The following is a 13399-nucleotide window of genomic DNA, read 5'->3' as shown; positions in this document are numbered from 1 at the left end:
ACTTAGACGCCCTTTTGAATCACGCCGAAGAACACCATGACGGCGGTAACCGCGATCCACAGAATGGCCAGCGGGATGAAGACCTTCCAGCCCAGGCGCATGATCTGGTCATAGCGGAAGCGCGGGAAGCTGGCACGGAACCAGATGTAGGCACTGGCGAAGAAGAACACCTTGACGAACAGCCACGGTGCACCGCCCTTCCAGATCCAGTCGACCAGCGGCGAGACATCGCCGAAGTTGACCCAGCCCTGGACCGGGCTCAGCCAGCCGCCGAGGAAGAAGATCGAGATCAGGAAGCTGATCAGGATCATGTTCGCGTATTCGGCCAGGAAGAACAGGGCGAAGGCACCGCCGGAGTACTCAACCATGTGGCCGGCGACGATTTCCGACTCGCCTTCCACCACGTCGAACGGCGCGCGGTTGGTTTCAGCCACGCCCGACACCCAGTAGATGACGAACAGCGGGAACAGCGGCAGCAGGAACCAGTCGAAGAAACCGGAATTGCCGGCCTGCGCCATCACGATGTTGCTCAGGTTCAGGCTGCCAGCGGCGATCATCACGCCGACCAGGGCGAAGCCCATGGCGATTTCGTAGCTGATCATCTGCGCCGAGGCGCGCATCGCACCCAGGAACGCGTACTTCGAGTTGGACGCCCAACCGGCCAGGATGATGCCGTAGATGCCCAGCGAGGTCATCGCCAGCAGGTACAGCAGGCCGGCGTTGGCGTTGGACAGCACGATCTGCGAATCGAAGGGCACCACCGACCAGGCCGCGAAAGCCGGGGCCAGGGTGATCAGCGGCGCCAGCAGGTAGATCGCCTTGTTGGCGCTGCTCGGCTGGACCACTTCCTTGAACAGCAGCTTGAAGACGTCGGCGAAGGCCTGGAAGATGCCCATGCCCACGTACATCGGGCCGTGGCGGACGTGCATCCAGCCGATCAGCTTGCGTTCCCAGACCACGTAGAAGGCCACCGAGACGATCACCGGTACGGTGATCACCAGGATCTTCAGGATGATCCAGATCAGCGCGCCGATGTCACCGAGGCCAAGCAGCCACTGGTGCAGCGGGTCTACCGCGTTCAACAGCAATTCGTTCATGCAGCCACCACCGATACGCGAGCGGCACCCAGCGGCGCGGTCGCGCCGTGGCCCGATTCAATCCAGACCGAACCCGCAGCGACGCGGGCGTCGACCACCACCGGCAGGGTAGCCTTGCCGGCATCGGTGCCGACCTTGGCCATCTGCCCTTCCTGCAGCTGCAGGCGCGCGGCATCGTCAGCGTTCAGCACGATGCGCGGGGCGTTGTTGAGCGGATGCGACTGCAGCGCCGGGGCGCGGCGGACCACCGCATCGGTGCGGTAGATCGCGGCGGTCGAAGCCACTTCCAGGCCTTCACCGGCAACCACCGGCTGCGCCGAAGCGGCAACGGTGACCGACACCGGGGCCAGGCTGGCGCGCAGGCCGGCCAGGTCGGTGAAGTCGAAACCGGCCAGCGCCATGTCGCCGCCCAGGGCGCGCAGCACGCGCCAGCCTTCACGGGCCTCGCCCGGCAGCTTGCCGCCGGCACGCGCCGACTGCTCGCGACCATCGAGGTTGGTCAGGGTGGCATCGATTTCCGGCAGCGCACCGATCGGCAGGATCACGTCGGCAACGTCGCGGGTGGACACGCAGGCGAACTGGCTGAAGGCCACCACCTGGGCGCCGGCCAGCGCCTTGCGCGCGGACGGGGCATCGGCGAAGTCCAGGCCCGGCTCCAGGCCGTAGACCACGTAGGCCTGGCGCGGCTGCGCCAGCATCGCGGCGACGTCCTTGCCGGCCGGCAGCACGCCGGCGCGGGTCAGACCCACGGCATTGGCGCCCTGCGGGATGCGGCACAGCTTGGCACCGGTGGCGGCAGCGAACTCACGCGCAGCGGCGCGGATCGCGGCAGCCTGCGGGTGGTTCTCGGCGATGCCACCGACGATCAGCACGGTGTTGTTGCCGCCCTGCACGGCCGAACGCAGCTCGGCGTTGGCCAGCGCGTCGACGAACTTCGACGGGGCAACGATCTGCTTGCCGGCGATGCTGAAGGCAAAGTCGAAGTCCACCGGGTTGACGACGTGGATCTTCGCGCCCTTGGTGGTCTGCGCCTTGCGCAGGCGGGCGTGCAGCAGCGGCAGTTCGTGGCGGATGTTGCTGCCCAGAACGACGATACGGTCGGCGCCTTCGATCTCGGCCAGCGGCAGGCCGAACACTTCGGCGGTTGCGGCGTCGGAGAAATCGCGGTTGTTGATGCGGTGGTCGATGTTGCTCGAGCCCAGCCTATTGGCCAGGCGGGCCAGCAGCGCGCCTTCCTCGTTCGAGGTGGACGGATGCACCAGCACGCCCAGGTTGTCGCCCTGGTTCGCCTTGAGGATCTCGGCGGCCGCGGCCAGGCCTTCGGCCCAGCTCACTTCCTTCCACTCGCCATTGACCTTGCGCAGCGGCTTGACCGCACGGTCTTCGCTGTACAGGCCCTGGTGCGAGTAGCGGTCACGGTCGGACAGCCAGCACTCGTTCACCGCTTCGTTGTCGCGCGGCACGGTGCGCAGCACTTCGCCGCGACGCACGTGCAGGAACAGGTTCGAACCCATCGCGTCGTGGTAACCCAGCGACTCGCGCGCGGTCAGTTCCCACGGGCGGGCGCGGAACTGGAACACCTTGTTGGTCAGCGCGCCGACCGGGCAGACGTCGACGACGTTGCCGGACAGTTCGGTGGTCAGCGGCTTGCCGTCGAAGGTACCGATCTGCAGATTCTCACCGCGGTACATGCCACCCAGTTCGTAGGTACCGGCAACGTCGGCGGTGAAGCGGACGCAGCGGGTGCACTGGATGCAGCGGGTCATCTCGGTGGCGACCAGCGGGCCCATGTCTTCGTCGGGCACCACGCGCTTGCGCTCGTTGAAGCGGCTGACCGAACGGCCATAGCCCAGCGACACGTCCTGCAGCTCGCACTCGCCGCCCTGATCGCAGATCGGGCAGTCCAGCGGGTGGTTGATGAGCAGGAACTCCATCACCGAGCGCTGGAACTTCAGTGCCTTCTCGCTGCGGGTGGCGACTTTCATGCCATCCATGACCGGAGTGGCGCAGGCCGGCGCCGGCTTCGGCGACTTCTCCACGTCCACCAGGCACATGCGGCAGTTGGCGGCGATCGGCAGCTTCTCGTGGTAGCAGAAGCGCGGAATGGAGATGCCGGCCTTGTCGGCGGCCTGGATGATCATCGAGCCCTTGGGCACGACCAGCGACTTGCCATCGATCTCGATGGTGACGTGATCGGGTGGGACGCTCGGATTTACGGGTTGCGCGCTCATGCAGCGGCTGCCTCCACCTTCTTGCCGTCAACCATCGAATGACCGTTGACGATGTAGTACTCGAACTCGTCCCAGAACTGGCGCAGGAAGCCCTGGATGGGCCATGCAGCCGCTTCGCCGAACGCACAGATGGTGTGGCCTTCGATCTGGCCGGCCACTGCCTTCAGCTGGTGCAGGTCTTCCATCGTGGCCTTGCCGGCGACGATGCGCTCCAGCACGCGGTGCATCCAGCCGGTACCTTCACGGCACGGGGTGCACTGGCCACAGGATTCCTTGTGGAAGAACTGGCTGATGCGGCAGGCGAACTTGACGCAGCAGACGCTGTCGTCGAGCACCACGATCGCACCCGAACCCAGGCCGGAGCCCAGTGCACGGATGGTGTCGTAGTCCATCGGCAGGTCCTTCAGCTCGGCCGCGGTCAGCACCGGCATCGACACACCGCCCGGGATCGCGCCCTTCAGGGTACGGCCCGGACGCAGGCCACCGGCCATTTCCAGCAGATCGTGGAATTTGGTGCCGAGCGGCACTTCGAAGTTGCCGCCGTTCTGCACGCAGCCGGACACCGAGAAGCACTTCGGGCCGCCGTTGGCGGTCAGGCTCAGGCCCTTGAACCACTCCGGACCGTTGCGGATGATCGCCGGCACCGAACCGTAGGTTTCGGTGTTGTTGATCGTCGACGGCTTGCCGTACAGGCCGAAGTTGGCCGGGAACGGCGGCTTGTAGCGCGGCTGGCCCTTCTTGCCTTCCAGCGATTCCATCAGCGCGGTTTCTTCGCCGCAGATGTATGCGCCGGCGCCCAGCGCACCGTAGATGTCGATGTCCACGCCCGAGCCCATCACGTTCTTGCCCAGCCAGCCGTTCGCATAAGCGTCGGCCAGGGCCTGCTCGAAGTGCTCGAACGGCTCGTGGTGGAACTCACCGCGCAGGTAGTTGTAGCCCACGGTCGAACCGGTGGCGTAGCAGGCGATCGCCATGCCTTCCACCACCGAATGCGGGTTGTAGCGCAGGATGTCACGGTCCTTGCAGGTGCCCGGCTCGGATTCGTCCGAGTTGCAGAGGATGTACTTCTGCATGTTGCCCTTGGGCATGAAGGACCACTTCAGGCCGGTCGGGAAGCCAGCGCCACCGCGGCCACGCAGGCCCGAGGCCTTGACCATCTCGATGACCTGCTCCGGCGGGATCTTCTCTTCGAGGATCTTGCGCAGGGCGGCGTAGCCACCGGTCTTGAGGTAGCTTTCGTACGACCACGGGGTGTCGTAATGCAGGGTGGTGTAGACCACCTGGTGCGGCAGCGGCGCGGGGCCGACCGGACCCTTGGATTCGTGGTGATGTGCCATGCCCTTACTCCAGCCCGTCCAGCAGCTCGTCGACCTTTTCCAGGGTCAGACGCTCATGGTAGTGACCGTTGATGACCATCATCGGCGCGCCACCACAGCCGGCCAGGCACTCTTCCTCGCGCTTGAGGTAGACGCGGCCGTCCGGGGTCGATTCACCGTGCTTGATGCCCAGTTTCTTCTCGCAATGACGCACGATGTCTTCGGCGCCATTGAGCCAGCAGCTGATGTTGGTGCAGATGGCCACGTTGTTGCGGCCCACCTTCTCGGTCTCGAACATCGAGTAGAAGCTGGCCACTTCGTAGGCCCACACCGGCGGCAGGTCCAGGTACTTGGCCACGCCGGCGATCAGCTCGTCGGTCAGCCAGCCCTCGTTCTGCTCCTGGGCCGCATGCAGGCCCTGCAGCACGGCAGAGCGCTTGCGGTCCGGCGGGAACTTGGACAGCCAGTGATCGATGTGAGCGCGGGTCTTGTCGCTCAGCACCACCATCGGGTCGACGTCGCGCGCCGCCTCGAAATTACCTGTCGCCTTCATCGGCCGACCTCAGCGAAATGCATAACGTGAAATTGCAGAAACTGCGGCGCCGGCTTGCGCCGGCTGCCTGCAGCGGGCGTTGGCGTGGCGGACGGCATTACCGGTCAACCTCGCCGAACACCAGATCGTAGGTACCGATCATGGCCACCACGTCGGCCAGCATGTGGCCGCGCACGATCGAATCGATCGAGGACAGGTGGGCAAAGCCCGGTGCACGCAGGTGCACGCGGAACGGCTTGTTGGCGCCATCGGAGACCAGGTAGCAGCCGAACTCACCCTTCGGGGCTTCCACCGCCGAGTAGGTCTCGCCGGCCGGCACGCAGTAGCCTTCGCTGAACAGCTTGAAGTGGTGGATCAGCGCTTCCATGTCGTCCTTCATGTCCTCGCGCTTGGGCGGAGCGACCTTGAAGTTCTTCACCATCACCGGGCCAGGGTTGGCCTTCAGCCAGGCCACGCACTGCTTGATGATGCGGTTGGATTCGCGCATTTCGGCAACGCGGACCAGGTAACGGTCGTAGCAGTCGCCTTCCTTGCCCAGCGGGATGTCGAAATCGACGGCATCGTACTTTGCGTACGGACGCTTCTTGCGCAGGTCCCAGGCAACGCCCGAGCCGCGCAGCATCACGCCGGTCATGCCCCACTGGTGGGCCAGTTCCGGGCTGACCACGCCGATGCCGACCGTACGCTGCTTCCAGATACGGTTGTCGGTCAGCAGGGTTTCGTATTCATCAATGCGCTTGGGGAACTCGACGGTGAAGTTCTCCAGGAAGTCCAGCAACGAGCCTTCGCGCGAAGCATTGAGCTGCTTCAGCGCCTTGCCCTTGTGCCAGCGCGATTCCTTGTACTTCGGCATGTGGTCCGGCAGGTCGCGGTAGACACCGCCCGGACGGTAGTACGCCGCGTGCATGCGCGCGCCGGAGACCGCTTCATAGCAGTCCATCAGTTCTTCACGCTCGCGGAAGGCGTACAGCATCACCGCCATCGCACCCAGGTCGAGTGCGTTGGAGCCCAGCCACATCAGGTGGTTGAGGATGCGGGTGATTTCGTCGTACATGGTGCGGATGTACTGCGCACGCTCCGGCGCTTCGATACCCATCAGGGTCTCGATCGCGCGCACGTAGGCGTGCTCGTTGCACATCATCGACACGTAATCCAGGCGATCCATGTAGCCGATCGACTGGTTGAACGGCTTGGATTCGGCCAGCTTTTCGGTACCACGGTGCAGCAGACCCACGTGCGGGTCGGCGCGCATGATGGTTTCGCCGTCCATTTCCAGGATCAGGCGCAGCACACCGTGCGCGGCCGGATGCTGCGGGCCGAAGTTCATGGTGTAGTTGCGGATTTCCTGCCGTGCTTCGGCCGGATTGCTCGCGAACGCTTCGCGGGCCTGGTGGAACTCGCTCACTTCACTGCCTCCTGCGCGCGCTCACCTTCTGCGGTCTGCAGACGGGCGTCGTCACGGATCACGCGCGGCACGCCGACGCGCGGCTCCACCGAGGTGACCGGTTCGTAGATCACGCGCTTCTTTTCTTCGTCGTAGCGGACTTCGACATTGCCGATCAGCGGGAAGTCCTTGCGGAACGGATGACCGACGAAACCGTAGTCGGTCAGGATCCGGCGCAGGTCCGGGTGGCCTTCGAAGATCACGCCATACAGGTCGAACGCTTCGCGCTCGAACCAGTTCAGGCCCGGCCAGATGCCGGTCAGCGAGGACACCACCGGCAATGCTTCGTCAGGGGCGAAGCAGCGCAGGTGCATCATCAGGTTGTGCTGGTACGAACGCAGCTGGGCGACCACGGCAAAACGCTGGGTCGGCATGTGCTGCGGGCGGGCGCCCTCGGCACCGCTTTCCTCGGTGGGGAATTCACCCCACGCGAAACGGCCCTGGGCCTTGCCTTCGACACCGCGGCTGAAGCCCTGCGAGGACACGTCAGCGGTGTCCCATTCGTCGGAGCCATAGCCCAGGTAATCGACGCCGCAGAGATCCACGGCCTGTTCGAAACCAAACTCGTCACGCAGCGCCAGGGCGGTGGCGTGCCACTCGGCGGCAGGCACTTCCAGCGTCACTTCGCCGCGGGGTTCGACCACGATGACCTTCGCACCTGCGAAACGTGCGGAGAGTCGGTCGATGAAGGATGCTTGCTCTGCCATGGGGGCTTGGCGCGCTCTTGTCAGGTGAAGGGGTCAGCGGGCGATGGTCTGTGTACGCCAGATCTTCTTCTGCAGCTGCAGGATCCCGTACACCAGCGCCTCGGCGGTCGGCGGGCAGCCCGGGACGTAGACGTCCACCGGCACCACGCGATCACAGCCGCGCACGACAGAATAGGAGTAGTGGTAATAGCCACCGCCGTTGGCGCAGCTACCCATGGAGATGACCCACTTCGGGTCCGGCATCTGGTCGTAGACCTTGCGCAGCGCCGGGGCCATCTTGTTGACCAGGGTACCGGCCACGATCATCACGTCGGACTGACGCGGCGACGGGCGGAACACCACGCCGTAGCGGTCGAGGTCCAGGCGCGCGGCGCCTGCGTGCATCATCTCGACCGCGCAGCAGGCCAGGCCGAAGGTCATCGGCCACATCGAGCCGGTGCGCGCCCAGTTCAGCAGTGCATCGACGCTGGTGGTGACGAAGCCCTTCTCCAGCAGCGGGTTGTCGCCTCCCGGCCGCAGGATGTCATCAACCCGACCTTCCGGCGTGGGGTTGTTCATGAGGCCATCGAGAGTCTGAATCACTCCCATTCCAGCGCTCCCTTCTTCCAGACGTAAATGAAACCGAGGAACAGCATGCCGACGAACAGGCCCATGGTGACGAGCGAACGGGCGCCCAGTTCCATGAAGACCTGGGTCCACGGCACGATGAAGATGATTTCCAGGTCGAAGACGATGAACTGGATCGCGATCAGGTAGTAGCGCACGTCGAACTTCATGCGCGCGTCTTCGAATGCTTCGAAGCCGCACTCATACGGCGACAGCTTTTCCAGATCGGGGCGGCGGGGACCGAGGAATCGACCAACCAGCATCAGCGTAATGCCGATACCGGTGGCAACGATCAGAAACAGCAGAGACGGCAAATATTCGGCCAGCACAGCGATTCTCTCTTGCCTCTGCCGCTGCGCCTGCAGGCGCTTTGGCATGGGGGAGTGGACGGGAATCTACCTGGCGCCTTGCGCGCCAGGCGAACCCGCTTTACTTACAAATGGTGCCCAAGAGGGGACTCGAACCCCTACGACCTAAGTCGCTACCACCTCAAGGTAGTGCGTCTACCAATTCCGCCACCTGGGCAAACGATCACATCAGACTATCTTCCCGATGCGCCGCGTATTGTAACCGGCTTCAGTGTTTCTGGGAGCCTTCCGAAGGCTTTTCTTCACCAGAAACCGAAGATTCCGCCTGAGCCGGCACATTCGCGGCCGGAACCGGGGCGGCCGGGACCGCATCGGCCTTCGGAACGGCCGGCAATTCGCCCGCCGGAGCCGCCGGAGCAGTCACCGCTGGGGCGGACATCAAGCCCAGATCCTGGTCGGCCGCCGGACGGCTGCCATGACCGGCATACCAGGCCATGAAAAGGCTGATGCCGAAGAACACGACAGCCAGCCACTTGGTCGACTTGGACAGGAAGTTCGAGGCGCCGCGCGCACCGAACACCGTACCCGAGGCGCCGGCACCAAAGCCCGAACCCGCCGCCGCACCCGAGCCACGCTGCATCAGGATCAGCGCGATCATGGCCACAGCGACCAGCACGTAGACGACATTGAGGATCAACATCAGCATTGGAAACCGCCCTCGGACAATACTTCTAGGATTAGTTCGCGGCCGCCGCCCTTGCGATGGCCAGGAAGTCCGCGGCCACCAGGGAGGCGCCGCCGACCAGCCCACCATCGACATCCGGCTGCGCGAACAGTTCCCCGGCATTGTCGGGCTTCACGCTACCGCCGTAAACAATGGGCAGTGAATCAGCGATTCTAGCATCGATGCGCGCGACTTCGCCACGGATGAACGCGTGCACCTGCTGTGCCTGCTCCTTGCTGGCGGTACGGCCGGTACCGATGGCCCAGACCGGCTCATAGGCAACCACCGCCTGGGCAAAGCCGGCGGCACCCACCAGCTCCAGCACCGGTGCCAGCTGGCTGGCGATGACCGCCTCGGTCTGCCCCGCTTCGCGCTGCTCCAGGGTCTCACCCACGCACAGCACCGGCACCAGGCCGGCATGCAGGGCCGCGGCGAACTTGCGTGCGACCAGTTCGCTGCTTTCATGGTGGTACTGGCGGCGCTCGGAGTGGCCGACCAGGCCATAGCGGGCCCCGACCTCGTGCAGCATGGCGGCACAGACCTCGCCGGTGTAGGCGCCCTTCTCGTTGCTGCTCACGTCCTGGGCACCGAACACCAGGCCGGTGTCACCAAAGTCCTCGACCAGTTCACCCAGATACGGCAGCGGCGGCAGGATCACCACGTCCACCCCGTCCAGCGGCAGCCCGGTGGCCACCTGCCCCAGCAGTTCATTGGCGAATTGACGGCTGCCATGCAGCTTCCAGTTTCCGGCGACGATCTTTCGGCGCATGAGCGGGTGGCTCCTGTGTGAAGTCAGCCGGTCATGATACCCGTTACGGCAAAAATCCGTTTCCGTGTAAGCGGTTACATGGATTTTCAGCCAACGGTGCAGCCCCTCGTGGCGGGCCGGCTGGGTGGGGTTGATCGCGGAGAGCCCGGTTGGGTTGATGGGCTTGGCCGGGCGGGGCTGGCGGGGGACGCCGTAAACCCGTCCCTGGGGGCTTGGCCGCGGCATCCATGCCGCGGACACCCCCGCCAGCCCCACCCGCCCGGCCCCTGACACATTCCGGCGGTTCCGCCCGCGACGGAAAGAAAAAGAAGATCAAAAGCAAAAGCGGCATTCCGGGTGGCTGCCGGGTTGGACCAGCCCCCTACCCCGCTTCGATCTGACAGATCTCAACCACGCATGGCGTGGATCTACCGTGCCGACCAAGGTCGACACCTACCGGAAATCACGATTTGCCAACCGTCACCGGGAAACTGTCGAAGGCGCAGAAATCCAGAGCCGCTTTGGCTTTGGCTTTGGCCTCTGCGGGTGCAGGGTGCAACCCTGCCGAACACCCTCCGCTGCGCTCGCCGGGCATGGCCCTGCGCTACCCGTAATGAAAAAGCCGCCTTTCGGCGGCTTCTTCATTATTTCAGCTTGATCTCGCGCAGGCGTTCCTCGAGGAAGCCGTGGGCGGTGATCGGCTCCGGGTACCGGCTCGGGTTCTCCGGGGTGATGCAGGACGGCAGCACGTCGATCAGGAAATCCGGGTTCGGGTGCAGGAAGAACGGCACCGAGTAGCGCGGCTGGCGGGCCAGCTCGCCCGGGGGGTTGACCACGCGGTGGATGGTCGACGGGTACACATGGTTGGTCAGGCGCTGCAGCATGTCGCCTATGTTGACCACGATGGTGTCCGCGTCCGAGGTGAACGGCACCCACTCACCATCATGCGACTGCACTTCCAGGCCCGCGGCACTGGCACCGACCAGCAGAGTGATGAAGTTGATGTCGCCATGGGCGCCGGCACGCACGTTCGGAATGTCGTCGGTGGTGATCGGCGGGTAATGGATCGGGCGCAGGATCGAATTACCGAAGTTGGTCTTGTCGGCGAAGAAGTCCTCCGGCAGGCCAATGTGCAGGGCCAGCGCCGACAGCACGCGCGAGCCCAGGTTGTCCAGCGCCTGGTACAGGCCGTAGCCGCGCTCACGGAAGCCCTCGACCTCGGTCGGCCACAGGTTCGGCGCCATCACGTCACGGTACTTGGAGTCATCGGCGATCTCGCGACCGATGTGCCAGAACTCCTTCAGGTCGAAGTGCTTGGAGCCCTTGGCGGTTTCCACGCCGAACGGGGTGTAGCCGCGGGCGCCGCCGCTGCCAGCCACGTGGTACTTGCGCTTGACCTCGTCCGGCAGGGCGAAGAAGGCCTTGAAGACATCGTAGGCCGCGTCGATGTCGGCCTGCGGGATGCCGTGGTTGCGGATGCCCGCGAATCCCCATTGGCGGTAGGCCGCGCCCAGCTCGGCCACGAAGGCCTCGCGGTCGCTGTCGAAACGGGTGATGTCGAGGGTGGGGATCTGGCTCACAGCGATTCCTGGCTTGTCATTGGGTCTGGGGGCCCGCGTATTCATGGCCCGCCTGAACATTGTGCCAGATCGCCCGGGGGACGCCACTCGATACGAAGAAACAAACCGATACAATGCGCGACCCGCGCGCGGATTAACGCTTCCGTCACGTTGGGCCCGACCCTTTGCCCGCTCCTTGAATCCGCCCCGCCATGTCCGCAGCCGCCCCTGCCGCACCCGCCCTTGAAGGTTCCACCCGGCGTTGGCGCCGGCTGGCCTGGTGGTCGCTGTTCGTCGCCGGCAATGCGGCCCTGGCTGCGGCGATCACACTGGGCAACGTGCCGCTGCGGGACAATCCAGGCGGCAGCGCGGGCCTGGCCTACCTCGCGATCGCCCTGCCCGGCCACCTGCTCGCGTTCGGCACGCTGGCCGGCCTGCTGCCGTTGCTGCTGGGGCTGTGGCCACGCACTGCCCGTACGCTGAGCATCAGCGCCGTTCTCCTGCAGGGCCTGTGGCTGTGCCTGCTGCTGGTCGACGCCAAGGTGTTCACCCTGTACCGCTTCCACCTCAACGCCATGGTCGTCAATATGGTGTTCGGCGGCGCCCTGCAGGACCAGGTCGCCCTGTCCTGGAAGACCTGGCTGCAGGTCGCGCTGCTGGTCGCCGCGGTCTTTGCCGCCGAAGGCCTGCTGGCCTGGGCGTGCTGGAAGCTGCTGCCGGCAGCGCCGCGCCGGCGACGGGTGCTGCAGACGTGGGCAGCGGTCGCGCTTCTGATGGCTGGCGGCCAGGTCGCCACCGCCTACTACGACGCCCGCGGCGAGCGCGATGTGATCGGGCAGTGGAACTACCTGCCGTGGGCGCAACCGATCACCGCCAAGAGCTTCATGCGGCGCCTGGGCGTGGTCAGCCAGCAGCAGGCCGGCCTGCCCGACCCGCGGCATGCGCAGCTGCAGTACCCACTGCACCCGCTGCGCTGCCAGAACCCGCATCGTCCCAATGTGCTGATGGTGGTGCTGGAATCGCTGCGCCAGGACGTGCTGACACCGCAGCTGATGCCCAACACGTCGGCGCTGGCGCAGGACGCGCGCGTGTTCGACCACCACTTCAGCACCGGCAATGCCACCCGCTACGGCCTGTTCGGGCTGCTGTACGGCCTGCCCGGTGGTTACTGGCCAAGCATGCTCGACGAGCAGCGCGGCTCGCAGCTGTTCCAGGTGCTGGGCCAGCAGGGCTACGACCTGCACCTGTACGGCAGTGCGCCGTTGTACAGCCCGGAATTCGATCGCACGGCATTCGCCGATGTGCGCGACCAGCTGCACCAGGGGCCATCGGCACTGAAGTCCGACGGCCGCGACCGCGCGATCATCAGTGCACTGCAGCAGGACATCCGCGCCAGCCAGGCGGCGCAGCGCCCGTGGTTCGGCTTCGTGTTCCTCGACTCCACCCACGCGCCCTACCACATGCCCGACGGTTACCCGCCAGTGGCGACGCCGATGGCCGCGGACATCGACTTCCTCAAATTCGGCCCGGAGCATGACCCTACGCCGGAACTCAACCGCTACCGCACCGCGGTGCACTACGCAGACAGCCTGATCGGCTCGCTGCTGGACGACCTGCGCGCACAGGGCCTGGCCGAGGACACCATCGTGCTGGTCACCGGCGACCATGCCGAAGAGTTCAACGACCTCAAGCTGAACTATTGGGGCCACAACGGCAACTTCTCCGACTACCAGCTGCAGGTCCCGTTCGTGCTGCACTGGCCCGGCCAGGGCAGCGGCCGCGAAGCACGCATCAGTTCGCATGAGGACTGGGTACCGACCCTGATGCGCCATGCCCTGGGCTGCGAGAACGCACTGGGCGACTTCAGCACCGGCCAGGATCTGCTGGCCGAACCGCAGGGCCCGCGTGCCCTGGTGGTCGAAAGCTGGTCGCAGCGCGCGATACGCCATGGCGAGGCGATCTACGTGTTCGACAAGTTCGGCAACGCCACAGCCCTGGACCGGCACTACCTCCCGCTGCCCCAGCAGGCCCCTGATGCGGCTGCCGTACGCACTGCATGGGAAGCGTTGACCCGCTTCCGCAACCGCTGACCTTCAAGGATCGATC

Annotated in this window: 13 protein-coding genes and 1 tRNA gene; 2 read left to right on the top strand and 12 right to left on the bottom strand. The window is 65.3% G+C overall.

Annotated features, from left to right (window positions below; genetic code table 11):
* Positions 1-2: 2 nt before the first annotated feature.
* The 11 genes from nuoH to tpiA form a co-directional block, all read right to left on the bottom strand.
* On the bottom strand, positions 3-1097 hold the full coding sequence (gene nuoH / locus AASM09_RS07000) for an NADH-quinone oxidoreductase subunit NuoH (RefSeq protein ID WP_049429536.1): 1095 nt from the start codon (positions 1095-1097) through the stop codon (positions 3-5).
* Positions 1094-3328: an NADH-quinone oxidoreductase subunit NuoG gene (gene nuoG, locus AASM09_RS06995; RefSeq protein ID WP_343368895.1), complete on the bottom strand. Its 2235-nt coding sequence runs from the start codon at positions 3326-3328 to the stop codon at positions 1094-1096. Before nuoG ends, nuoH begins: the two co-directional genes overlap by 4 nt.
* A complete protein-coding gene (gene nuoF, locus AASM09_RS06990) occupies positions 3325-4665 on the bottom strand; it encodes an NADH-quinone oxidoreductase subunit NuoF (protein ID WP_005410459.1) in 1341 nt (446 codons plus the stop codon). The genes nuoG and nuoF overlap by 4 nt, the downstream gene beginning before the upstream one ends.
* 4 nt (positions 4666-4669) lie before the next feature.
* On the bottom strand, positions 4670-5197 hold the full coding sequence (nuoE, locus tag AASM09_RS06985) for an NADH-quinone oxidoreductase subunit NuoE (RefSeq protein ID WP_006381132.1): 528 nt from the start codon (positions 5195-5197) through the stop codon (positions 4670-4672).
* Between the two features lie 97 nt (positions 5198-5294).
* Complete coding sequence (locus tag AASM09_RS06980; RefSeq protein WP_049429534.1) at positions 5295-6602, bottom strand: NADH-quinone oxidoreductase subunit D; 1308 nt, start codon at positions 6600-6602, stop codon at positions 5295-5297.
* Entirely contained in the window at positions 6599-7348 is a 750-nt protein-coding gene (locus tag AASM09_RS06975) for an NADH-quinone oxidoreductase subunit C (protein WP_049429533.1), read from the bottom strand. The genes AASM09_RS06980 and AASM09_RS06975 overlap by 4 nt, the downstream gene beginning before the upstream one ends.
* A 33-nt stretch (positions 7349-7381) precedes the next feature.
* Positions 7382-7936, bottom strand: a complete 555-nt coding sequence (locus AASM09_RS06970) for a NuoB/complex I 20 kDa subunit family protein (protein ID WP_049429532.1) — start codon at positions 7934-7936, stop codon at positions 7382-7384.
* Complete coding sequence (locus tag AASM09_RS06965; protein WP_005414075.1) at positions 7927-8283, bottom strand: NADH-quinone oxidoreductase subunit A; 357 nt, start codon at positions 8281-8283, stop codon at positions 7927-7929. The genes AASM09_RS06970 and AASM09_RS06965 overlap by 10 nt, the downstream gene beginning before the upstream one ends.
* A 111-nt stretch (positions 8284-8394) precedes the next feature.
* Positions 8395-8479: transfer RNA gene (locus tag AASM09_RS06960), tRNA-Leu, on the bottom strand.
* Positions 8480-8530: 51 nt separating this feature from the next.
* Positions 8531-8968 (bottom strand): preprotein translocase subunit SecG, encoded by a 438-nt coding sequence (secG, locus tag AASM09_RS06955; RefSeq protein ID WP_049429531.1) that lies wholly within the window; start codon positions 8966-8968, stop codon positions 8531-8533.
* Between the two features lie 31 nt (positions 8969-8999).
* Positions 9000-9755, bottom strand: coding sequence for a triose-phosphate isomerase (gene tpiA, locus AASM09_RS06950; RefSeq protein WP_049429530.1), 756 nt, complete (start codon positions 9753-9755; stop codon positions 9000-9002).
* 412 nt (positions 9756-10167) lie between these two features.
* Here tpiA and AASM09_RS06945 point away from each other — a divergent pair, with 412 nt between their 5' ends.
* Complete coding sequence (locus AASM09_RS06945) at positions 10168-10392, top strand: hypothetical protein (protein ID WP_152906583.1); 225 nt, start codon at positions 10168-10170, stop codon at positions 10390-10392.
* Here AASM09_RS06945 and AASM09_RS06940 read toward each other — a convergent pair.
* Positions 10379-11359 (bottom strand): isopenicillin N synthase family dioxygenase, encoded by a 981-nt coding sequence (locus AASM09_RS06940; RefSeq protein ID WP_049429529.1) that lies wholly within the window; start codon positions 11357-11359, stop codon positions 10379-10381. The two genes, AASM09_RS06945 and AASM09_RS06940, sit on opposite strands and share 14 nt — an antisense overlap.
* 146 nt (positions 11360-11505) lie before the next feature.
* Here AASM09_RS06940 and AASM09_RS06935 point away from each other — a divergent pair, with 146 nt between their 5' ends.
* Complete coding sequence (locus tag AASM09_RS06935) at positions 11506-13383, top strand: DUF3413 domain-containing protein (protein ID WP_049429528.1); 1878 nt, start codon at positions 11506-11508, stop codon at positions 13381-13383.
* Positions 13384-13399 lie beyond the last annotated feature (16 nt).

Origin of the sequence: Stenotrophomonas maltophilia (assembly GCF_039555535.1) — a bacterium.
GTDB lineage: Bacteria > Pseudomonadota > Gammaproteobacteria > Xanthomonadales > Xanthomonadaceae > Stenotrophomonas > Stenotrophomonas maltophilia_Q.
Note: the sequence above shows the minus strand (reverse complement) of the source record. Positions and strands in the feature narration are given on the sequence as shown.

Bases quoted from the DNA above. Each gene is read 5' to 3' on its own strand.
- nuoH (WP_049429536.1), bottom strand. From the start codon at position 1,097: ATGAACGAATTGCTGTTGAACGCGGTAGACCCGCTGCACCAGTGGCTG.
- nuoG (WP_343368895.1), bottom strand. From the start codon at position 3,328: ATGAGCGCGCAACCCGTAAATCCGAGCGTCCCACCCGATCACGTCACC.
- nuoF (WP_005410459.1), bottom strand. From the start codon at position 4,665: ATGGCACATCACCACGAATCCAAGGGTCCGGTCGGCCCCGCGCCGCTG.
- nuoE (WP_006381132.1), bottom strand. From the start codon at position 5,197: ATGAAGGCGACAGGTAATTTCGAGGCGGCGCGCGACGTCGACCCGATG.
- AASM09_RS06975 (WP_049429533.1), bottom strand. From the start codon at position 7,348: ATGGCAGAGCAAGCATCCTTCATCGACCGACTCTCCGCACGTTTCGCA.
- AASM09_RS06970 (WP_049429532.1), bottom strand. From the start codon at position 7,936: ATGGGAGTGATTCAGACTCTCGATGGCCTCATGAACAACCCCACGCCG.
- secG (WP_049429531.1), bottom strand. From the start codon at position 8,968: ATGCTGATGTTGATCCTCAATGTCGTCTACGTGCTGGTCGCTGTGGCC.
- tpiA (WP_049429530.1), bottom strand. From the start codon at position 9,755: ATGCGCCGAAAGATCGTCGCCGGAAACTGGAAGCTGCATGGCAGCCGT.
- AASM09_RS06940 (WP_049429529.1), bottom strand. From the start codon at position 11,359: ATGAATACGCGGGCCCCCAGACCCAATGACAAGCCAGGAATCGCTGTG.
- AASM09_RS06935 (WP_049429528.1), top strand. From the start codon at position 11,506: ATGTCCGCAGCCGCCCCTGCCGCACCCGCCCTTGAAGGTTCCACCCGG.